We start from the raw sequence: 20,359 nt of genomic DNA, 5'->3' as shown, positions 1-20,359 counted from the left end.
GTCAGATAAGAATTACGGCGCGGAGTATATCACCATATCGCCGTGCTCTGCGCACAAAACCACACATGAGCGCCATGATTTGCTAATCAAGATCCGCTAGGATAGGCTCTGGCGCCACGGTTCACATGATGACGTAAAAAGAAAATTATGCCGAAAAAACCAGCACAATCAGCCAGTACAGAGCAAACTGCCAGCTTTGAAAGCGCCCTCGGCGAGCTGGAAAGCATCGTGACGCGTCTGGAGTCGGGCGAACTGCCGCTGGAAGACGCGCTGAACGAGTTCGAACGCGGCGTACAGCTGGCGCGTCAGGGCCAGCAGAAACTGCAACAGGCGGAACAGCGTGTGCAGATACTTCTTAACGACAGCGCTGACGATGCGGCGCTGGCGCCTTTCACACCGGATGCCGAGTAACCGACATGTCTGAGATCGCCCCATCGGCCGCTTTTGCCGATCAACTGCAGATTTTCCGCCAGCGCGCCGATCGCGCGCTGCTGGACTTCATCGCCCCGCTGCCGTTCAACGACGGCAACATGGTGGCGGCGATGCGTCACGGCGCCTTACTGGGCGGCAAGCGCCTGCGCCCGTTCCTGGTGTACACCACCGGCCAGATGTTCGGCGTGTCGCTGGCTAACCTGGACGCGCCGGCGGCGGCGGTGGAATGCATTCACGCCTACTCGCTGATCCACGACGATCTGCCGGCGATGGACGACGACGATCTGCGCCGCGGCCAGCCGACCTGCCACATTAAATTCGGCGAAGCCAACGCGATACTGGCCGGCGATGCGCTGCAAACGCTGGCGTTTTCGATCCTGGCCGATGCCGAAATGCCTGACGTGGCCCTGCGCGATCGGCTGGCGATGGTCTCTGAACTGGCGACCGCCAGCGGCGTAGCCGGCATGTGCGGCGGCCAATCGCTGGATCTGGAAGCCGAAGGCAAGCGCGTTGATCTGAAGGCGCTGGAGCAGATCCACCGCCACAAAACCGGCGCGCTGATCCGTGCTGCGGTGCGCCTGGGCGCGCTGAGCGCCGGCGAAGCCGGACGTGCGGCGCTGCCGCAGCTGGATCGTTATGCCGCCGCGGTTGGCCTGGCGTTCCAGGTACAGGATGACATTTTGGACGTTGTCGGCGAGACTGAAAAAATCGGCAAGCGCCAGGGAGCGGACCAACAACACGGAAAGAGTACCTACCCGGCGTTACTCGGGCTTGACAGCGCGAAAGCAAAAGCGTGGGATCTCTATCAGGAAGCATTAGCTGCATTGGACACTTTGGCAGCGCAATCTTATAACACAGCGCCATTGCGAGCGTTAGCCAGCTTCATTATTGAACGCGACAATTAACGTGTGACGTTAACTCCTCTGATATGAGTATCGAATGAGTCTTGATATAGCCAAATACCCAACCCTGGCGCTAGCGGAAAACCCCGAGGAACTCCGCTCACTGCCCAAAGAGAGCTTACCGAAGCTGTGCGATGAGCTGCGGCAATACCTGCTGAACAGCGTCAGTCGCTCCAGCGGCCACTTTGCCTCCGGGCTGGGTACCGTCGAACTGACGGTGGCGTTGCACTTCGTCTACAACACGCCGTTCGATCACCTGGTGTGGGACGTCGGCCACCAGGCCTACCCGCACAAAATTCTGACCGGCCGCCGCGACCGTATCGCCACCATTCGGCAAAAAAACGGCCTGCATCCGTTCCCGTGGCGCGCCGAAAGCGAATACGACGTGCTGTCGGTCGGCCACTCGTCGACCTCGATCAGCGCCGGCCTCGGCATGGCGGTGGCGGCGGAGCGTGAAGGCAAAGGCCGCCGCACGGTGTGCGTGATCGGCGACGGCGCCATCACCGCCGGCATGGCGTTCGAAGCGATGAACCACGCCGGCGACATCAACCCGGACATGCTGGTGGTGCTGAACGACAATGAGATGTCGATCTCGGAAAACGTCGGCGCGCTGAACAATCACCTGGCGCAGCTGCTGTCCGGCAAGCTTTACTCCACCCTGCGCGAAGGCGGCAAGAAAGTGCTGGCCGGCGTGCCGCCGATCAAGGAGCTGGTGAAACGCACCGAAGAGCACCTGAAAGGTATGGTGGTGCCGGGCACGCTGTTCGAAGAGCTGGGCTTTAACTACATCGGTCCGGTAGACGGGCACGACGTGCAGGGGCTGGTTGCCACGTTGAAAAACATGCGCGATCTGAAAGGCCCGCAGCTGTTGCACATCATGACCAAGAAAGGCCGCGGTTACGCACCGGCGGAGAAAGATCCGATCAGCTTCCACGCCGTACCGAAGTTCGATCCTGCCAGCGGCACGCTGCCGAAAAGCGCCGGCGGTCTGCCGACCTATTCGAAAATCTTCGGCGACTGGCTGTGTGAAACCGCCGCCAAAGACAGCTCGCTGATGGCAATCACGCCGGCCATGCGCGAAGGTTCCGGCATGGTGCAGTTCTCCCGCGACTACCCGCAGCAATATTTCGACGTGGCGATCGCCGAGCAGCACGCGGTCACCTTCGCCGCCGGGCTGGCGATCGGCGGCTACAAGCCGGTGGTGGCGATCTATTCCACCTTCCTGCAGCGCGCCTACGACCAGCTGATCCATGACGTGGCAATCCAGAACCTGCCGGTGATGTTCGCCATCGATCGCGGCGGCATCGTCGGCGCCGACGGCCAGACTCACCAGGGGGCGTTCGATCTGTCGTTCATGCGCTGCATCCCGACCATGGTGATCATGACGCCGAGCGACGAGAACGAATGCCGCCAGATGCTGTATACCGGCTATCACTACAATGCCGGCCCGAGCGCCGTGCGCTATCCGCGTGGCACCGGCACCGGCGCGGCGCTGGAGCCGCTCAACCTGCTGCCGATCGGCAAAGGCGTGGTGCGCCGCCAGGGGGAAAAGATCGCTATTCTCAACTTCGGCACCCTGCTGCCGGAGGCCGCGCAAGCGGCGGAAGCGCTCAACGCCACGCTGGTCGACATGCGCTTCGTCAAACCGCTGGACGAACAGCTGGTGCTCGAACTGGCCGCCAGCCATGAAACGCTGGTCACGCTGGAAGAGAACGCGATCATGGGCGGCGCCGGCAGCGGCGTCAACGAACTGCTGATGGCCAAACGCCGTCCGGTGCCGGTGCTGAACCTCGGCCTGCCGGACAGCTTCGTCTCGCAGGGCACCCAGGAAGAACTGCGCGCCGATCTGGGGTTGGATGCCGCGGGCATTCAGCGCCAAATCGAAACCTGGCTGGCGCAGTAATCGCCACTCGCGCCTGACAAAACGCCTCCGCCTTCGGGGGCGTTTTTGTTTCCGCCCCCTCTCCCCGAGATCCGCGCTACAGTTACTGTCTGAGTTGTGAATGGGAGGCAAGCATGAAGTACCTGAAACTGGGCAACACCGATCTGAACGTCTCGCGCATCTGCCTGGGTTGCATGACCTACGGCGAACCGAACCGCGGCAATCACGCCTGGACGCTGCCGGAAGAGAGCAGCCGTCCGCTGCTGAAACAGGCGCTGGAAGCCGGCATCAACTTTTTCGACACCGCCAACAGCTATTCCGACGGCAGCAGCGAGGAAATCCTCGGCCGGGCGCTGCACGACTATGCGCGCCGCGAAGACGTGGTGGTCGCCACCAAGGTGTATTTCCCGCTGAGTAACCTGAAGCGCGGTTTATCGCGCGCCAACATCATGCAGTCCATCGACGACAGCCTGCGGCGCTTGGGCACCGACTATGTCGATTTGCTGCAGATCCACCGCTGGGATTACGAAACGCCGCTGGAAGAGACGCTGGAAGCGCTGCACGACGTGGTGAAAGCCGGTAAGGCGCGTTACATCGGCGCCTCCTCGATGTACGCCTGGCAGTTCGCCAAGGCGCTGTATACCGCCGATCTGCACGGCTGGACGCGCTTCGTCAGCATGCAGGATCAATACAACCTGATTCAGCGCGAAGAAGAGCGCGAAATGCATCCGCTGTGCGCCGCCGAAGGCATCGCCGTGCTGCCGTGGAGCCCGCTGGCGCGTGGCCGCCTGACCCGCCCCTGGGGCGAAACCACCGCGCGGCTGGTTTCCGACCAGTTCGGCAAGAGCCTGTACGAAGACACTGAAGGCATCGACGCCATTATCGCCGAACGCGTCGCCAGCCTCGCCGAGGAACGCGGCGTTTCACGCGCGCAGATCGCGCTGGCCTGGCTGCTGAACAAGCCGGCGGTCAGCGCGCCGATCGTCGGCGCTTCGCGCAGCGAACAGCTGGACGACGCCATCGCCGCGGTCGATTTGAGTTTGTCGCCGCAAGAAGTCGCGGAGCTGGAGACGGCTTACGTGCCGCATCGGGTGACGGGATTTGAATAAAGAGAAGCGGGCGCGAAACAGCGCGCCCGTCTGTCAGAACAGCCCGATCGGCCAGTGGTGCCCAATCAGGTAGATGATGCCGGCGGACAGCACGCCGGCGATGATATCGTCGACCATGATGCCCATGCCGCCATGCACGTTGCGGTCGAACCAGCGGATCGGCCACGGTTTCCACATATCCAGAATGCGGAAGATGACGAAACCGGCGGCAACCCAGCGCCAGTCGTTGACCGGCAGCGCCATCAGCGTGATCCACATGCCGACGAACTCGTCCCAGACGATGCTGCCGTGATCGTGCACCTTCATGTCTTTTGCCGTGCGGTGGCAAATATAGACGCCGATGCAGATGCTGAACATCACCGCCAGCGAGTAAAGCTGCCACGGTAGCTGGATCAGCAGCAGCCAAAACGGGATCGCCGCCAGCGATCCCATGGTGCCCGGCATCACCGGCGACAAACCGCTGCCAAACCCGGTGGCCAGCAGGTGCCACGGATTGCTCATCCGCAACCGACGCTTGGCTTCATCCATGGGTGCCCGGCTCCGCGTTGAAATGATCGAACCCAATCCAATCCAGCTCTACCGCTTCGTCGTTGCGATAATAGCGGATGCCTTCAGACAGCGGGCCAATTTGGCCGATGCAGGTGTAGTCGGCCCCGAGGTGGCTCAGCGCCACTTCCAGCGCGCCGCGGTTGATCTCCGGCACGGTGAAGCACAGTTCGTAATCTTCACCGCCCGCCAGCGCCCAGCGCAGCGCCTGCTCGGCATCGGCGTGGCTGCTCAGCGCCTGCGACATCGGCAGCTCGTCCAGCACGATGCGCGCGCCACAGTCGCTGGCCTTCAGGATATGCTTCAGATCGGAAATCAGGCCGTCAGAGATGTCGATCGCCGAGCTGGCCAGATCCCGCAGCGCCTGCCCCTGCAGCACCCGCGGCTGCGGCCGCAGATGGCGGGCGACCAGATAATCGCGCGCCGCCGCATCCTTCACCGCCAGGCGATCCTGCAGGATCGCCAGACCGGCGGCGCTGTCGCCCAGCGTGCCGGTCACATAGATCCAGTCGCCGATGCGCGCACCGCTGCGCGTCAGCGCCCGGCCGGCCGGGATCAGCCCCTGAATAGTCAACGTCATGCTCAGCGGGCCACGCGTGGTATCGCCGCCGATCAGCTGCATGCCATAATAGTTGAGCTGATCGAACAGGCTGTCGCTGAAGGCCTTCAGCCAGGGCTCGTCCACCTCCGGCAGGGTCAGCGCCAGCGAAAGCCAGGCCGGATCGGCGCCCATCGCCGCCAGATCGCTCAGATTGACCGCCAGCGCCTTATAGCCGAGATCGGCCGGATCGATGTCCGGCAGGAAGTGAATGCCCGCGACCAACGTATCGGTACTGACGGCCACCAGCTGTTTTTCCGGCACTGCCAGCAGTGCGCAGTCATCTCCAATGCCCAACTGTACATCCCGGCGCACGCGCTTAAACCGGTCAAAATAGCGGGCAATGAGGTCAAATTCGCCGCATGCCATATCGATATTCCACTAGAAGAAATTAAGGCCGGGAATGCCGGCCTTAAAGTTTTACTTTTTCTTGCGAAGGGTTGGCGCCACTTTATCCAGCACCCCGTTCACAAACTTGTGGCTGTCTTCCGCGCCGAAGGTTTTCGCCAGTTCGATCGCTTCGTTGATTGCCACCTTGTAAGGGACATCCTCGCGCATTTTCAGTTCAAACAGCGCGACGCGCAGCACCGCGCGCTCCACCTGGCCCAGCTCTTCGAGCTGACGCGACAGGTAAGGCGCCATCAGTTCGTCCAGCATACCTGCATTCACTGCCGCGCCGGACAGCAACTCGCGAAAATAGGCGACGTCAACATCTTTGACATCCTGCTCCGTCAGGAACTGGTGTTCAACATCGGCAAGGTCGTTTTTAGACAACTGCCAAGAGTAAAGCGCTTGAACAGCGCACTCACGAGCGCGGCGACGAGCAGCAGGTTTCACGGAATTCCCCTTAACTAAATTCAGGCTTTAATAGCTTTGATAACATTAATCATTTCAAGTGCGGTCAGCGCGGCTTCAGCGCCCTTGTTGCCCGCTTTGGTGCCGGCGCGTTCGATCGCCTGCTCGATGCTTTCGGTGGTCAGCACGCCAAAAGCAACCGGGATTTCGGCATTCATCGCAACGTTGCCGATGCCGGAGCTGGCTTCGCCCGCCACATATTCGAAGTGCGCGGTGCCCCCACGGATAACGGTGCCCAGCGCGATAACCGCGTCGTATTTGCCGGTTTTGGCCAATACGCTCGCCGTCAGCGGCAGCTCGTAAGCGCCCGGGACCCAGACAACGGTGATGTTGTCGTCAGCAACCTGACCAATGCGTTTCAGCGCGTCGATGGCGCCTTCCAGCAGGCTGTCGTTGATGAAATTGTTAAAACGTGCAATTGCGATCGCCACACGGGCATTTGGAGTAGCAACAACACCTTCGATAACTTTCATGGGCTTTCCTTAAAAATGGGTTCAATACCCCGCAGGGGGGCGGATTCTATCATATTCTTTCATCGCCTGCGCGGCGCTTTTGTAAAACCGGCGCGCGGGCGCGAGATTCAGTGTTTCGCCCGCAGGCGCAAACGCAGATCGGGGCCGACCTGACGCACGTCGCTAAAGACGAATTCCGGCGCGTCGGCCAATCGCTCCAGGCCCGGCAGGTGGCACAGGCCACGGCCATTATCGCCCAACAGTTTCGGCGCGATGTACAAAATGAGCTCATCCACCAGGCCGGCCTGCAGCAGCGCGCCGGCCAGCGATGCGCCCGCCTCCACCCAGATTGAATTCACCTGGCGCTTGGCCAACAGCATCATCATCACTACCAGATCGACGCCGCCGCCGTGCGCCGGGCAGATAAACTGTTCAACGTCTTGCGGCCAGGTCTGTTCATCCGCCTGCAGGCGCGCCAGCCAGGTGGCGCCGGGCTGCTGCACCACGCGGTGCTGCGGGGTAATGCGGTTTTGGCTGTCGAGCAGGATGCGCAGCGGCTGGCGCAGATTGTCGCGCGGATAGAGGCGCTGCGTCTCGGCGTCCAATTCATCCCAACGCACCGTCAGCGACGGATCGTCCGCCAGCACGGTGGCGCTGGTGCTGAGGATAGCGGCGCTCTGCGCGCGCAGGCGCTGCACGTCCTGACGCGCTTCGGGTGAGGTGATCCACTGGCTCTCGCCGGAGGCCATCGCCGTGCGGCCGTCCAGCGACGCGCCCAGCTTCAGCTGCACGTAAGGGAAGCCGGTGCGCATGCGCTTGAGGAAGCCCAGGTTGACCGCTTCGGCCTCGGCCAGCATCAGGCCGTGCCGCACCTCGAGGCCGGCCTGCTGCAGCTTGTACAGCCCGCGCCCCGCCACCTGCGGGTTAGGATCTTGCATCGCCGCGACCACCCGCGTCACGCCGGCGGCCACCAGCGCATCGGCGCATGGCGGCGTGCGGCCGTGATGGCTGCACGGCTCGAGCGTGACATAGGCGGTAGCGCCGCGCGCCTTGTCGCCCGCCATGCGCAGCGCGTGCACTTCCGCGTGCGGCTCGCCGGCGCGCAGATGATAGCCTTCACCGACAATTTCGCCGTCGCGCACGATAACGCAGCCGACGTTCGGATTGGGCGCGGTGGTAAAACGCCCCAGCCGCGCCAGTTCGAAGGCGCGCGCCATGTAAAATTCGTCGTGATGCATGAAAGATCCTTTAGTCTTGCAGGCGGGCAATCTCTTCGCCAAACTCGCGCACGTCTTCGAAGCTGCGGTACACCGACGCGAAGCGAATATAGGCGACCTTATCCAGCTTTTTCAGCGCGTCCATCACCAGATTGCCCACCAACTTGGTCGGCACTTCGCGTTCGCCGGTGGCGCGCAGTTGGGATTTGATATGGTTAAGGGCGTTTTCCACGTCGTCCGAGCTGACCGGGCGCTTTTCCAGCGCTTTCAGCATGCCGCGGCGCAGTTTGTCTTCGTTGAACGGCTCGCGCACCTCATCGCTTTTAATCACTCGCGGCATCACCAGCTCGGCCACCTCAAAGGTGGTGAAGCGTTCATTGCACACCAGACACTGGCGGCGACGGCGCACTTGCGAACCGTCCCCCACCAGGCGGGAATCAATGACTTTGGTATCAACGGCGGCGCAGAAAGGGCAATGCATAACACGTCCTGATAAACGTTTTTTATAGATAAATGCAGTTTACCCCGAAGTGCAGCCACAACAAAGGGCGGCGGCCATTTGTTGCGACACGCGGCCAGGAAGCGGCGCCGATATGACTTTCCCCTCCGGGCGGACTAAGCTGATAGCAGGAGATTCAGCATAGGAAATCGCCGTCATGACAACCTGTTACCCCAAAATCGCCCTGCTCGCCGCCGCCCTGTTGTTGACGGGCTGCGCGCACAACGCCGCCGTGCCTCAGCTGCGCCATCAGGTCGCCGCACTGAACCAGAAAGTGAGCGTGCTGACCGATCAAACCACCGCGCTGGAGCGACAGAATCTGCTCAATCAGCACTCCGACAACGGCGTCTACCTGCTGCCGGCAGCCCGGAGCGCCGCCCGTTTGCAGAGCAGCCTCGGCGAACTGAGCGTTTCGCTGAGCCACATCAAGAGCGAAGCCAACGGCACGCAGGCGCAGCTGCATGTGCGCATCCTCTCGCAGGCCACGCTGCCGCCGTTCAACGCAGTGGTAGAATGGGGCCCACTGGATGAAGCCACCGGCCGGCCGTTGACCGCCGAGGCGCTGTCGCAACCGATCGCCAGCGCCGATTCGCTGCTGCCGAAGCCCGGCCAGGACTTCGAACTGCGCTTCAGCGGCCTGACGCCGGAACAGCTAGGCTATATCCGCCTGCACAGTCTGGTTTCGACCGCCCAACCGGCGGTGGTGCAGCCGCACTGAAACCCGAAGCAAAAAAAAGGAGCGCCATCGGCGCTCCTTCTCATTTCGCTGAATACTGCGACGGTTAAGGCAGAATCGAAGGCTGATCTGCGCCCTCTTTTTCCACTTTTTGCTGCAGCATGTGTTCGCGTTTCATCCCCAGCTTCAACGCCAGCGCGGACGCGACGTAGATGGAGGAAACGGTACCGATCGACACGCCGATCAGCATCGCCAGCGAGAAGCCTTGCAGCATCGCGCCACCGAAGATGTACAGCATCAGCACCACCATCAGGGTGGTCCCGGAAGTCATCAGCGTACGGCTCAGCGTCTGGGTCAACGACACGTTCATGATCTCGTAAGGCGTACCGCGGCGGATCTTGCGGAAGTTCTCACGAATACGGTCGGAAACCACGATGCTGTCGTTCAGCGAGTAACCGATAACCGACATCAGGGATGCGACGATGGTCAGGTCAATCTCGATGTGGAACAGCGACAGCACGCCCAGCGTGATGATCACGTCGTGCGCCAGCGCGATAACCGCCCCCAGCGCCAGGCGCCATTCGAAGCGGAAACCGACGTAGATCAGAATACAGATCAACGCCACCAGCAGCGCCATGCCGCCGGTTTGCGCCAGCTCGCTGCCCACGCTCGGGCCGACGAACTCAATGCGCTTCACGGTGGCGTTTTTGTCCACCGAGTCGTTGATCACGCCGATCACCTTGTTGCCCAGTTCCTGGCCTGCGGTGCCGGTCGCCGGTGGCATGCGCACCATCACGTCGCGGCTGCTGCCGAAGTTCTGGATGATCGGATCCTGGAACCCGGCCTTCTCCAGCGTATCGCGCATCAGGTCGAGATTGGCCGGCTTCTCCAGGTTGATTTCAATCACCGTACCGCCGGTGAAATCCAGACCCCAGTTAAACCCGCGCACCGACATGGTGACGATCGACGCGACCAACAGCAGCAACGAGATGCCGAAGGCCACGTAGTCCCAGCGCATAAAGTCGTAGACTTTACGGCCGTAGTTGAGTTGCTCAACAGTATAATCCTGTGCCACAACGCACTCCTCAGATAGACAGCTTGTTAATGCGTTTGCCGCCGTAAAGCAGGTTGACGATGGCACGGGTACCGACAATCGCGGTGAACATGGACGTCGCCACACCGATAGCGGTGGTGATCGCAAAGCCTTTGATCGAACCGGTGCCGACTGCGTACAGGATGACCGCGGTGATCAGCGTGGTGATGTTGGCGTCGACGATACTGGAGAACGCGCCTTTATAGCCTTCATGGATCGCCTGCTGAACGGACCTGCCGTTCTTCAGCTCTTCCTTGATACGTTCGTTAATCAGTACGTTGGCGTCAACCGCCACCGCCAGCGTCAACACGATCCCGGCAATGCCTGGCATGGTCAGCGTCGCCCCTGGCAACAGGGACATCACGCCGACGATCAGCACCAGGTTGGCGACCAGCGCCGTGGTGGCGATCACGCCGAACTTACGGTACCAGACCACCATGAAGACGATGGACGCCACCAGGCCCCACAGACAGGCTTCCAGACCTTGGGTGATGTTCTGCTGACCCAGGGTTGGACCGATGGTGCGCTCTTCGACGATCTGAATCGGCGCGATCAGCGCGCCCGCACGCAGCAGCAGCGAAAGCTGACGCGCTTCGTTCGGGTTGCCGATACCGGTGATGCGGAAGCTGTTGCCCAGACGCGACTGAATGTTCGCCACGTTGATCACTTCTTCCTGTTTCACCAGCACCGCACGGCCGTTGGCGTCTTTCTTGCCGCTGTCCTTATACTCCACGAACAGGGTCGCCATCGGCTTGCCGATGTTGTCCTTGGTGAAGTTGGACATGGACGTGCCGCCAGCGCTGTCCAGCGAGATGTTAACCTGCGGCTGGTTGTATTCGTCGGTGCTCGAGGTGGAATCGGTGATGTGATCACCGGTCAGGATCACGCGCTTGTACAGCACGATCGGCTGGCCGTCACGGGTGTATTTCACCTCGGAGTCGCCCGGCACGCGGCCGTTGGCCGCCGCAGTGGCGTCCGCATTGGTGTTCACCAGACGGAATTCCAGGGTCGCGGTGGCGCCCAGAATTTCTTTGGCGCGCGCGGTGTCCTGAATGCCCGGCAGCTCGACCACGATGCGGTCGGCGCCCTGGCGCTGCACCAGCGGTTCGGCGACGCCGAGCTGGTTGACGCGGTTACGCAGGATAGTGATGTTCTGCTGGACGGCGTATTCGCGCGCTTCGCTCAGACGGGCGTCCGTCAGGCTGGCTTTCATGGTGTTGGCGCCGTTGGCGGACAGCACCAGATCGCGCTGACGCGGGCCGATGTAGCTGATGGCCTGATCGCGGGCCGCATCGTCACGGAAGCGAACTTCCACGCCGTTGTTGTCCAGCTTGCGGATAGACGCATAAGGAATGCCCTTCTCGCGCAGCTCGCTGCGCAGGGTATCCATGGTCTGTTCCTGCAGCTTGCTCAGCGCGGTGTCCATGTCCACTTCCATCAGGAAGTGCACGCCGCCGCGCAGGTCCAGGCCGAGTTTCATCGGCTCTGCGCCCAGCATGGCCAGCCAGGTTGGCGTGGCCGGCGCCAGGTTCAGCGCCACGACGAATTTGTCACCCAGCTCGGTCACCAGCGCTTCGCGGGCGCGCAGCTGAACGTCAGGATCTTTAAAGCGAGCCAGGATGGCGCCATTTTCCAGCGCAATCGATTTGCTCGCAATGTTGTCTTTTTCTAATACGGTACGGACCTGGTCCAGCGTAGTTTCACTGGCGGCGACGCCGCGCGCGCCAGTGATTTGTACGGCCGGATCCTCACCGTAGATGTTGGGAAGCGCATAAAGCAGACCGACGAGGATCACGACGATCAACATCAGATACTTCCACAAAGGATAACGGTTTAGCACGGCAATTCCCTTCGGGAAAAAAGATTACAGGGCCTTCATGGTACCTTTCGGCAGAACGGCCGCCACGAAGTCACGCTTGATCATCACTTCCGTGGTGTCGTTCAGCGCGATGGCGATGATGCCAGTGTCGGCCACTTTGGTCACGCGACCGATCAGGCCGCCGGTGGTCAGCACTTCGTCGCCTTTACCGATGGAGTCCATCAGCTTCTTGTGATCTTTAGCGCGCTTCTGCTGTGGGCGCAGGATCATGAAGTAGAAGATCAGGCCGAACACCACCAGCATAATGATCAGAGAGTACGGGCTTCCCTGAGCCGGGGCCCCTGCGGATGCGACGGCGTCAGAAATGAAAAAGCTCATTGAAATTCCCTCATTAAGTTATCAATTATTAGATCAAGCGTTTAAAGGCGGAATCGGCTTGCCGATCCGACCATAGAAATCCGCAACAAACTGCTCTAATTTACCCTCTTCGATAGCCTGGCGTAAACCCGCCATGAGGCGCTGGTAGTGACGCAGGTTATGAATCGTGTTCAGTCGAGCACCCAATATTTCGTTGCAACGGTCGAGATGGTGCAAGTAGGCGCGGCTGTAATGGCGACACGTGTAGCAATCACAGCCCTTATCCAGCGGAGAAGTATCATCCTTGTGCTTGGCATTACGGATTTTTACCACACCGTCAGTCACGAACAGATGGCCGTTGCGGGCGTTGCGGGTCGGCATGACGCAGTCGAACATGTCGATGCCGCGACGCACGCCTTCCACCAAATCTTCCGGCTTGCCGACGCCCATCAAATAGCGTGGCTTATCTTCCGGAATTTGCGGGCAAACGTGTTCAAGAATGCGATGCATATCCTCTTTCGGCTCGCCTACAGCCAAGCCGCCCACAGCGTACCCGTCAAAGCCGATATCCACCAGCCCTTTGACGGAAACATCACGTAAATCTTCGTAAACACCGCCCTGAATGATGCCGAACAGCGCATTTTTATTTTCCAGCTCGTCGAAACGCTTGCGGCTGCGCTCCGCCCAGCGCAGCGACATTTCCATCGAACGCTTGGCGTAGTCCCAGTCGGCCGGATACGGCGTACATTCGTCGAAGATCATCACGATGTCGGAACCCAGGTCATACTGGATTTCCATCGATTTTTCCGGGCTCAGGAACACCTTGTCGCCGTTGATCGGGTTGCGGAAGTACACGCCTTCCTCTTTGATCTTGCGCATCGCCCCCAGGCTGAATACCTGGAAACCGCCGGAGTCGGTGAGGATCGGCCCATGCCACTGCATGAAGTCGTGCAGATCGCCGTGCAGTTTCATGATCTCCTGGCCCGGGCGCAGCCACAGGTGGAAGGTGTTGCCCAGCAGGATCTGTGCGCCGGTCTCTTTCACTTCTTCCGGCGTCATGCCCTTGACCGTGCCGTAGGTACCGACCGGCATAAAGGCCGGGGTTTCCACCACGCCGCGGTCGAAGATCAGGCGGCCGCGACGCGCGCGGCCATCGGTAGTTTGTAGTTCGTACTTCACAAAGCCTCCAGCATCAGAGAAACAGTCTGATGTCGTTGAAACGGGGCCGCGCCGTGGGCGCAGCCCGGGAAATTAACCGCCGACGGACTCGTTTTCCGCCTGCGGGTTACGGCTGATGAACATCGCATCGCCGTAGCTGAAAAAGCGATACTGCTCGGCCACCGCCTGCTGATAGGCGTTCATGGTATTTTTATAGCCGGCGAAGGCCGACACCAGCATGATCAGGGTCGACTCCGGCAGGTGGAAATTGGTCACCAGCGCGTCGATCACCTGATAGTGATAGCCCGGATAGATAAAGATGCTGGTATCGCCGAAGAACGGCGCAATCAGCGCCTCTTTGCTGGCCGCCGCGGCGCTTTCCAGCGAGCGCACCGAGGTGGTGCCCACCGCCACGACGCGTTTGCCGCGCGCCTTGCAGGCCAGCACCGCATCAACCACGTCCTGCGGCACTTCGGCGTATTCGGCGTGCATCACGTGATCTTCGATGGTTTCCACGCGCACCGGCTGGAAGGTGCCGGCGCCGACGTGCAGCGTCACGAACGCCATTTCCACGCCCTTGGCGCGCAGCGCCGCCAGCAGCGGTTCGTCGAAGTGCAGGCCGGCGGTCGGCGCGGCGACCGCGCCGGGTTTCTCGCTGTAGACCGTCTGATACAGCTCGCGGTCCGCGTCTTCATCCGGGCGGGCGATATAAGGCGGCAGCGGCATATGGCCGGCGGCGTTGAGGATAGTGAACACGTCGCGCTCGTCGTTGAAGCGCAGTTCGAACAGCGTCTCGTGGCGCGCTACCATGGTGGCGGCGATGCTCTCGTCATCCCCCAACAGCAGCTCGGCGCCCGGCTTCGGCGCTTTCGACGCACGCACGTGCGCCAGCACGCGATGGTCGTCCAGTACGCGCTCCACCAGCACTTCAATCTTGCCGCCGCTGACCTTGCGGCCGAACATGCGCGCCGGGATCACGCGGGTATTGTTGAACACCAGCAGGTCGCCGGCTTCCAGCTTATCCAGCAGATCGGTGAATACGCCGTGCGTCAGCGCCCCGCTCGGCCCGTCCAGCTGCAGCAGGCGGCATGCGCTGCGTTCGGCCTGGGGATAGTGGGCAATCAGGGATTCGGGAAGTTCAAACGAAAAATCAGCGACGCGCATGGGTATTCACTTCTTCAATTTAGGGCTGGTTGGTAAAAAACAGGCGGCCTAGTCTAAAGCCGGGGGCGGTCAGCGGCAAGAAATAAGGAGGATTTGCCTGACTTCGGGTATAGTTGAGGGATGAATTTTCTCGCTCATCTTCACCTGGCCATGCTGGCGGACAGCTCGCTGCTGGGCAACCTGCTGGCCGATTTCGTGCGCGGCAACCCCGCCGCCGACTACCAGCCCGACGTGGTGGCCGGCATCATGATGCACCGCCGCGTCGACGTGCTGACCGACAGCCTGCCGCAGGTCAAAGCCAGCCGCGACTATTTCAGCGCCCCCTACCGCCGCGTAGCGCCGATCACCCTCGACGTGGTGTGGGACCATTTTCTGGCGCGCCACTGGCAGCAGCTGGAGCCTTCGCGCGACCTGCACCAGTTTACCCAGGAAGCCCGCAGCCAGATCGAACCTTTTCTGCCGCTCACGCCGCCGCGCTTTCAAAACCTGAACGGCTACCTGTGGCCGGAACGCTGGCTGGAGCGCTACGCCGAATTGCCATTCATCGCCCGGGTGCTGCAGGGCATGGCCAGCCGCCGCCCGCGCCTCGATGCGCTGGCCGGCTCGTTCGCCGACGTCGAGCAACATTATCATCAGCTTGAAACACAGTTCTGGCAGTTTTACCCGCAAATGATGCGGCAGGCGAAGGACAAAGCGCTCTGAGGTCAAGCCCAAGCCATTGAAATTGCAACGCCTTGCAAGAATTTACGTTTTGCCGCTTGCCCTTTTGTGGGAAAAGGTTATTTTTAAAGCTCGCTAAATTATATCAACGACTTTGATAGGTGAAAGCTATCTCATCGATTGGTCTTTTACCCTTTATTCACCAAGTCGCGGCCCCTATACTGGCCCTTGTTTTTACATCCACCCTTTAACACCTATTACAGGAGTAATTATGGTCCTGGTAACTCGTCAAGCCCCTGACTTCACTGCAGCTGCCGTACTGGGTAGCGGCGAAATCGTTGAAAACTTCAACCTGAAGAAGCACCTGAACGGCAAACCGGCCGTGCTGTTCTTCTGGCCAATGGACTTCACCTTCGTATGCCCTTCCGAGCTGATCGCTTTCGATCACCGCTATGAAGAGTTCCAGAAGCGTGGCGTTGAAGTGGTTGGCGTTTCCTTCGACTCAGAGTTCGTCCACAACGCATGGCGTAAAACCCCTGTCGACAAAGGCGGCATCGGTGAAGTGAAATACGCAATGGTTGCTGACATCAAGCGTGAAATCCAGAAAGCTTACGGCATCGAACACCCGGAAGCCGGCGTTGCGCTGCGCGGCTCCTTCCTGATCGACAAAGACGGCATCGTGCGTGCTCAGGTTGTTAACGACCTGCCAATCGGCCGTAACATCGACGAAATGATCCGTACCGTTGACGCGCTGCAATTCCACGAAGAGCACGGTGAAGTGTGCCCGGCTCAGTGGGAAAAAGGCAAAGCAGGTATGGGCGCTTCCCCAGACGGCGTTGCAAAATACCTGTCTGAAAACGCTGCCAAGCTGTAATTTCAGCCTGATAGTGAATCAACCGGCCCACGCGGCCGGTTTTTTTATGCCCCTTTATGGGGCAGATCGCCCACCTTCAGTGCTTTATTTCCCTGTTTCCGCTCACATTTCCCACCCTGCTCGCCGCGCGCACGCCCATCTGCGGCTACTATCAATAACGCTGGCTCACGCTTTGCAAGTGAACAGCGGCAAGCAAACACAACACAATAAAAAACTGACAGGGTAGGAATAACTATGTTTTTACAGAAATGGAGCAAACCCCTGACCATGGCGGCGCTGCTGGTCAGCGGCAGCCTGCATGCGGCATCCAACCCGGCGGTGGAAGCCAAAAACGGCATGGTGGTCACCTCGCAACACCTGGCCTCGCAGGTCGGCGTGGATATCCTGAAGATGGGCGGCAACGCCATCGACGCCGCCGTGGCGGTGGGCTATGCGCAGGCGGTGGTTAACCCCTGCTGCGGCAACATCGGCGGCGGCGGCTTTATGACCGTCCACCTGGCGGACGGCACCGACACCTTCATCAACTTCCGTGAAACCGCGCCGGCGGCGGCCAGCGCCAACATGTATCTGGACGCCGACGGCAAGGTAAAGAAAGACGCCAGCCTGTACGGCTATCTGGCGGCGGGCGTGCCGGGCACCGTGCTGGGGATGGAAACCGCGCGTGAGAAGTACGGCAAGCTGAGCCGCGAACAGGTGCTGGCGCCGGCTATCAGGCTGGCGCGCGAAGGCTTTGTGCTGACCCGCGCCGATACCGATATCCTCGACACCACCGTCGCACGCTTCAAACAGGATCCCGAGTCGGCCAAAATCTTCCTGCGCCCGGACGGCAGTCCGCTGCAGCCGGGGGACAAGCTGGTGCAAACCGATCTGGCCAATACGCTGGAAGCCATCGCCAAAGGGGGAACCGACGCCTTCTATAAAGGCAAGATCCCGCAGGCGGTGGAGGCGGCGGCCAAACAGGGCGGCGGCATCTTGACTGCGGCCGACTTCGCCAATTACAAGGTCACCGAAACCCCGCCGATTACCTGCAGCTATCGCGGCTACAAGTTCGTGTCGGCACCGCCTCCCAGCTCCGGCGGCGTGACGCTGTGCGAAATCCTCAACGTGGTGGAAGGCTACGACCTGAAAAGCATGGGCTTCAACTCGGCGGCGGCCATTCACACCATGACCGAAGCGATGCGCCATGCCTATATGGACCGCAACACCTACCTCGGCGACCCGGAATTCATCAAGAACCCGATCGACCGGCTGGTGAGCAAGAGCTACGCCGAGCAGATCCGCAAGAAAATCGTCGCAGACAAGGCCACGCCGTCGGAAAACGTGCAGCCCGGCATGGAACCGCATGAGAAACCGGAAACCACCCACTATTCGATCGTCGATCACGACGGCAACGCGGTCTCCACCACCTATACCGTCAACGGCCGCTTCGGCGCCGTGGTGATCGCACCGGGCACCGGCTTCTTCCTCAACGACGAGATGGACGACTTTACGGTCAAAGTGGGCGAGAAAAACCTGTACGGACTGGTGCAGGGCACCGCCAACAGCATTGCCCCCGGTAAGCGCCCACTATCGTCGATGAGCCCGACGCTGGTGACCAAGGACAACAAGATCTTTATGGTACTGGGCTCGCCGGGCGGTTCGCGCATCATCACCATCACCCTGCAGACCGCGTTGAACGTGATCGACCACGGCATGGCGCCGCAGGAAGCGGTGGACGCACCGCGCATCCATCACCAATGGTTGCCGGATGAGGTGTACTACGAACAGCGCGGCGTTTCCGCCGATACGCTGAAGCTGCTGAGCGGCATGGGCTATAAGATGGTCGAGCAAACGCCGTGGGGCGCCGCCGAACTGATTCTGGTCGGCTTGCCGGGCGCGGCGGGCGTCAGCCCGGCCAACTCCGGCAACGACTCGGCGGTTTCCGGCAAGGTGCGCGAAGGCTATCTGTACGGCGCCAACGACGTGCGTCGCCCGGCAGGTTCTGCGGTCGGTTACTGATGTAAACGCCTACTCACTTTTATCGCGGGGGCCCTTTGGCCCCCGCAGTTGCTTTAGCCTTCGCAGCGCCACACGGTGGCCGACTCTTCCGCCAGCTGCAGGCGCAGCCCGCCTGCCGTTTCGCTCAACTCTCCCTGCCCTTCCACACGCCGCCACGGGCCGCGCGCCAACAGCGGGTTGTGCGGCAGCTGCGCCTGGCCGCTGCCGTCGCGCTGCAGCGCCACCAGCACCTGCTCCTGCTGATACAGGCGCACAAACACCAGCGTTTCTCCGCTGGCATACAGCACCTGACAGCCGCCGCGACGCAATGCCACGCTCTGTTTACGCAGCGCCGCCATGCGCTGGAACAGCGCCAACAGCGGCCGGTCCCAGTCGCCGACGTCCCACGGGAACGGCTTGCGGCAGAACGGATCGTTGCCGCCGTCCAAACCAATCTCATCGCCGTAGTAGAGACAAGGCACGCCAATCCAGCTCAGCAACCACACCGCTGCCATTTGCATGCGCGCCGCGTTCCCCTGCAACAACGTGAGAAAACGCGCGGTATCGTGGCTGTCCAACTGGTTGAACTGGATCAGCTGGCGGCCGTGCGGCAGCCCGGCGCGGTAACCGTCCATCCACTGCGCGCACCCGGCGGCGTCCAGCCGCACCGGGTGATAGGCCACGTCCAGCCCCGCCAAAAATGCCCGCACCGGCAGCGCGAACCCCATGTAGTTCATCGCCGCATCCTCCACGCCGGCGTGCAACCAGCGGCGCGCGTCGCCGAAGTGCTCGCCCAAGACGTAGGCCTGAGGGTTCTCCTGCTTCACCGCCTGATAGATGCCAGCCAGGTGATGCAGGTTGCCGGTGGCGCCGCCGTTCTCCCCCAGCATGTGCACCACGTCCAGCCGCCAACCGTCGATGCTGTACGGCGGGCGCAGCCAGTGGCGCACCACGCTGCCTTCTCCGCGATAGATCGCTTCCACCACTTGCGGCTCGGCGAAGTTGAGCTTCGGCAGGCTGGCGTTGCCCTTCCAGTCGAGCGCACGGCCGTCCGGGTAAAAGTTGAACCAGCCGCGATACGGTGAATCAGGGTGGTGACAGGCGCCGTTTTCGCCCTGGCGATGGCGGTCGAACCACGGATGCGAGTCGCCGGTGTGGTTGAATACCCCGTCCAGCACCAGTTTCATGCCCACCTTGTGAGTGCTCACTCGCAAACGCTGCAGCGCCGCGTTGCCGCCAAAGTGCGGATCGACCTGGTAATAGTCCTCGGTATCGTACTTATGCACGCTCGGCGCGGTAAAAATCGGGTTCAGATACAGCGCCGTCACGCCCAGCTGCTGCAAATACGGCAGTTTGGCGCTGATGCCGTCCAGATCGCCGCCGTAAAAGGTCGAGGCGGCGTGGCGATCCTCCAACGGGTGCTGCCAGTCACGCCGAATCACCTCGGCGCCGGCCGCGTGATGGCGGTAGCTGCCGCTTTGGATGCCGTGCTCGCCGCCGCTGCTGGCGAAGCGATCGGGGAAAATCTGGTAGAACAGCTGATCCGCCACCCACTCGGGGCCATGGTCGGGCTCGTCGACGGCGAACTGCGCCAGCTGGCCCGGCGGCGTTGGCGACCAGCCCTGCGGGCCGAACCACTGCTGGCGATCGGCCCACAGCAGCTTGAAGCAGTAACGCCGCGTCGGCTCGCCCTCATTCAGCGTCAGGCTGGCCTGGTAGCGCCGCATTCCCTCGTGGCGCTGCGCTTTCATCACCAGCAGCCACTCTTCGTTGTCCGGTTCGGCGCGCAAAAACACCCGTTCCGGCAGTTCATCCCCCTGTAACCACAGCGTGATATCCAAACGTTGCCCTTGCTTCACCACAAAAGGCGGGACCGGTTGATGCCAGGCGTTAAGCATACTGTTTCTCCTGCTGTACCAAACGAAATCGACGGCGTTCTTCAAGAAGCGAACAATGCCACGTTAAGTGCAACTCCCCCTCCTCTCTGGCCGCAAAACCCGGGGATGAGCCGGGGGGCGGAGACCGAAAAATAACGCTAACCCGATGTAAAAAAAGGTAAACAGGCACAAATCCTGCACGTTACCCCTTA

The 20,359-nt window shown here is 61.2% G+C and carries 20 protein-coding genes; 8 read left to right on the top strand and 12 right to left on the bottom strand.

The window, feature by feature from the left end; translation table 11 throughout:
• Positions 1 to 147 precede the first annotated feature (147 nt).
• The 4 genes from xseB to ACJ8QI_RS00950 all read left to right on the top strand — a co-directional run bounded on the left by xseB (position 148) and on the right by ACJ8QI_RS00950 (position 4,325).
• Entirely contained in the window at positions 148 to 411 is a 264-nt protein-coding gene (gene xseB, locus ACJ8QI_RS00965; protein ID WP_015376838.1) for an exodeoxyribonuclease VII small subunit, read from the top strand.
• 5 nt (positions 412 to 416) lie between these two features.
• Entirely contained in the window at positions 417 to 1,337 is a 921-nt protein-coding gene (ispA, locus tag ACJ8QI_RS00960) for a (2E,6E)-farnesyl diphosphate synthase (RefSeq protein ID WP_060445701.1), read from the top strand.
• A 34-nt stretch (positions 1,338 to 1,371) separates the two neighbouring features.
• The gene (gene dxs, locus ACJ8QI_RS00955; RefSeq protein WP_084826751.1) at positions 1,372 to 3,237 is read left to right on the top strand and encodes a 1-deoxy-D-xylulose-5-phosphate synthase; all 1,866 of its coding nucleotides are present in this window, start codon (positions 1,372 to 1,374) and stop codon (positions 3,235 to 3,237) included.
• A gap of 113 nt (positions 3,238 to 3,350) precedes the next feature.
• Positions 3,351 to 4,325 (top strand): aldo/keto reductase, encoded by a 975-nt coding sequence (locus ACJ8QI_RS00950; protein WP_197802488.1) that lies wholly within the window; start codon positions 3,351 to 3,353, stop codon positions 4,323 to 4,325.
• 33 nt (positions 4,326 to 4,358) lie between these two features.
• Here ACJ8QI_RS00950 and pgpA read toward each other — a convergent pair whose 3' ends face one another.
• The 6 genes from pgpA to nrdR all read right to left on the bottom strand — a co-directional run bounded on the left by pgpA (position 4,359) and on the right by nrdR (position 8,474).
• A complete protein-coding gene (pgpA, locus tag ACJ8QI_RS00945) occupies positions 4,359 to 4,853 on the bottom strand; it encodes a phosphatidylglycerophosphatase A (protein ID WP_004940382.1) in 495 nt (164 codons plus the stop codon).
• On the bottom strand, positions 4,846 to 5,838 hold the full coding sequence (gene thiL / locus ACJ8QI_RS00940) for a thiamine-phosphate kinase (RefSeq protein ID WP_070915536.1): 993 nt from the start codon (positions 5,836 to 5,838) through the stop codon (positions 4,846 to 4,848). Before thiL ends, pgpA begins: the two co-directional genes overlap by 8 nt.
• A 51-nt stretch (positions 5,839 to 5,889) precedes the next feature.
• The gene (gene nusB / locus ACJ8QI_RS00935; protein WP_004940384.1) at positions 5,890 to 6,306 is read right to left on the bottom strand and encodes a transcription antitermination factor NusB; all 417 of its coding nucleotides are present in this window, start codon (positions 6,304 to 6,306) and stop codon (positions 5,890 to 5,892) included.
• A 20-nt stretch (positions 6,307 to 6,326) separates the two neighbouring features.
• Positions 6,327 to 6,797, bottom strand: coding sequence for a 6,7-dimethyl-8-ribityllumazine synthase (gene ribH, locus ACJ8QI_RS00930; RefSeq protein WP_004940385.1), 471 nt, complete (start codon positions 6,795 to 6,797; stop codon positions 6,327 to 6,329).
• 107 nt (positions 6,798 to 6,904) lie between these two features.
• Positions 6,905 to 8,014, bottom strand: a complete 1,110-nt coding sequence (gene ribD, locus ACJ8QI_RS00925) for a bifunctional diaminohydroxyphosphoribosylaminopyrimidine deaminase/5-amino-6-(5-phosphoribosylamino)uracil reductase RibD (RefSeq protein ID WP_070915534.1) — start codon at positions 8,012 to 8,014, stop codon at positions 6,905 to 6,907.
• A gap of 10 nt (positions 8,015 to 8,024) precedes the next feature.
• Entirely contained in the window at positions 8,025 to 8,474 is a 450-nt protein-coding gene (gene nrdR / locus ACJ8QI_RS00920; protein WP_004940387.1) for a transcriptional regulator NrdR, read from the bottom strand.
• A 175-nt stretch (positions 8,475 to 8,649) separates the two neighbouring features.
• Between nrdR and ACJ8QI_RS00915 the strand changes: the two genes are divergently transcribed.
• Positions 8,650 to 9,210 (top strand): DUF3251 domain-containing protein, encoded by a 561-nt coding sequence (locus tag ACJ8QI_RS00915; protein ID WP_442531962.1) that lies wholly within the window; start codon positions 8,650 to 8,652, stop codon positions 9,208 to 9,210.
• A 64-nt stretch (positions 9,211 to 9,274) separates the two neighbouring features.
• Here ACJ8QI_RS00915 and secF read toward each other — a convergent pair whose 3' ends face one another.
• The 5 genes from secF to queA all read right to left on the bottom strand — a co-directional run bounded on the left by secF (position 9,275) and on the right by queA (position 14,759).
• Positions 9,275 to 10,243 carry a protein translocase subunit SecF gene (secF, locus tag ACJ8QI_RS00910; protein ID WP_060423338.1) on the bottom strand — a complete coding sequence of 323 codons (969 nt, stop codon included), beginning with the start codon at positions 10,241 to 10,243 and terminating at the stop codon, positions 9,275 to 9,277.
• A 10-nt stretch (positions 10,244 to 10,253) separates the two neighbouring features.
• Positions 10,254 to 12,101 carry a protein translocase subunit SecD gene (secD, locus tag ACJ8QI_RS00905; protein ID WP_071845295.1) on the bottom strand — a complete coding sequence of 616 codons (1,848 nt, stop codon included), beginning with the start codon at positions 12,099 to 12,101 and terminating at the stop codon, positions 10,254 to 10,256.
• A 24-nt stretch (positions 12,102 to 12,125) separates the two neighbouring features.
• Positions 12,126 to 12,458 (bottom strand): preprotein translocase subunit YajC, encoded by a 333-nt coding sequence (gene yajC / locus ACJ8QI_RS00900; RefSeq protein ID WP_004940391.1) that lies wholly within the window; start codon positions 12,456 to 12,458, stop codon positions 12,126 to 12,128.
• A 33-nt stretch (positions 12,459 to 12,491) separates the two neighbouring features.
• On the bottom strand, positions 12,492 to 13,616 hold the full coding sequence (gene tgt, locus ACJ8QI_RS00895) for a tRNA guanosine(34) transglycosylase Tgt (RefSeq protein WP_442531961.1): 1,125 nt from the start codon (positions 13,614 to 13,616) through the stop codon (positions 12,492 to 12,494).
• A gap of 72 nt (positions 13,617 to 13,688) precedes the next feature.
• Complete coding sequence (gene queA / locus ACJ8QI_RS00890) at positions 13,689 to 14,759, bottom strand: tRNA preQ1(34) S-adenosylmethionine ribosyltransferase-isomerase QueA (protein ID WP_016928878.1); 1,071 nt, start codon at positions 14,757 to 14,759, stop codon at positions 13,689 to 13,691.
• A gap of 120 nt (positions 14,760 to 14,879) precedes the next feature.
• On the opposite strand from queA, the gene ACJ8QI_RS00885 reads away from it, so the two are divergent.
• The 3 genes from ACJ8QI_RS00885 (at position 14,880) to ggt (ending at position 18,291) form a co-directional block, all read left to right on the top strand.
• A complete protein-coding gene (locus ACJ8QI_RS00885; RefSeq protein ID WP_046688353.1) occupies positions 14,880 to 15,461 on the top strand; it encodes an ACP phosphodiesterase in 582 nt (193 codons plus the stop codon).
• 229 nt (positions 15,462 to 15,690) lie between these two features.
• Positions 15,691 to 16,293 carry a peroxiredoxin C gene (locus tag ACJ8QI_RS00880; RefSeq protein ID WP_019454212.1) on the top strand — a complete coding sequence of 201 codons (603 nt, stop codon included), beginning with the start codon at positions 15,691 to 15,693 and terminating at the stop codon, positions 16,291 to 16,293.
• A 234-nt stretch (positions 16,294 to 16,527) separates the two neighbouring features.
• On the top strand, positions 16,528 to 18,291 hold the full coding sequence (gene ggt / locus ACJ8QI_RS00875) for a gamma-glutamyltransferase (protein ID WP_147880932.1): 1,764 nt from the start codon (positions 16,528 to 16,530) through the stop codon (positions 18,289 to 18,291).
• 53 nt (positions 18,292 to 18,344) lie between these two features.
• On the opposite strand, the gene malZ is transcribed toward ggt, so the two are convergent.
• Positions 18,345 to 20,168, bottom strand: a complete 1,824-nt coding sequence (malZ, locus tag ACJ8QI_RS00870) for a maltodextrin glucosidase (RefSeq protein WP_442531960.1) — start codon at positions 20,166 to 20,168, stop codon at positions 18,345 to 18,347.
• Between the last annotated feature and the right edge of the window lie 191 nt (positions 20,169 to 20,359).

Source organism: Serratia sp. CY84636, assembly GCF_052166245.1.
GTDB classification, from domain to species: Bacteria; Pseudomonadota; Gammaproteobacteria; order Enterobacterales; family Enterobacteriaceae; genus Serratia; species Serratia nevei.
This window is presented reverse-complemented; position numbering and strand designations above follow the sequence as displayed.

Coding starts and splice junctions, on each gene's coding strand:
- xseB (WP_015376838.1), top strand. CDS start 148: ATGCCGAAAAAACCAGCACAATCAGCCAGTACAGAGCAAACTGCCAGC.
- ispA (WP_060445701.1), top strand. CDS start 417: ATGTCTGAGATCGCCCCATCGGCCGCTTTTGCCGATCAACTGCAGATT.
- dxs (WP_084826751.1), top strand. CDS start 1,372: ATGAGTCTTGATATAGCCAAATACCCAACCCTGGCGCTAGCGGAAAAC.
- ACJ8QI_RS00950 (WP_197802488.1), top strand. CDS start 3,351: ATGAAGTACCTGAAACTGGGCAACACCGATCTGAACGTCTCGCGCATC.
- pgpA (WP_004940382.1), bottom strand. CDS start 4,853: ATGGATGAAGCCAAGCGTCGGTTGCGGATGAGCAATCCGTGGCACCTG.
- thiL (WP_070915536.1), bottom strand. CDS start 5,838: ATGGCATGCGGCGAATTTGACCTCATTGCCCGCTATTTTGACCGGTTT.
- ribH (WP_004940385.1), bottom strand. CDS start 6,797: ATGAAAGTTATCGAAGGTGTTGTTGCTACTCCAAATGCCCGTGTGGCG.
- ribD (WP_070915534.1), bottom strand. CDS start 8,014: ATGCATCACGACGAATTTTACATGGCGCGCGCCTTCGAACTGGCGCGG.
- nrdR (WP_004940387.1), bottom strand. CDS start 8,474: ATGCATTGCCCTTTCTGCGCCGCCGTTGATACCAAAGTCATTGATTCC.
- ACJ8QI_RS00915 (WP_442531962.1), top strand. CDS start 8,650: ATGACAACCTGTTACCCCAAAATCGCCCTGCTCGCCGCCGCCCTGTTG.
- yajC (WP_004940391.1), bottom strand. CDS start 12,458: ATGAGCTTTTTCATTTCTGACGCCGTCGCATCCGCAGGGGCCCCGGCT.
- queA (WP_016928878.1), bottom strand. CDS start 14,759: ATGCGCGTCGCTGATTTTTCGTTTGAACTTCCCGAATCCCTGATTGCC.
- ACJ8QI_RS00885 (WP_046688353.1), top strand. CDS start 14,880: ATGAATTTTCTCGCTCATCTTCACCTGGCCATGCTGGCGGACAGCTCG.
- ACJ8QI_RS00880 (WP_019454212.1), top strand. CDS start 15,691: ATGGTCCTGGTAACTCGTCAAGCCCCTGACTTCACTGCAGCTGCCGTA.
- ggt (WP_147880932.1), top strand. CDS start 16,528: ATGTTTTTACAGAAATGGAGCAAACCCCTGACCATGGCGGCGCTGCTG.
- malZ (WP_442531960.1), bottom strand. CDS start 20,168: ATGCTTAACGCCTGGCATCAACCGGTCCCGCCTTTTGTGGTGAAGCAA.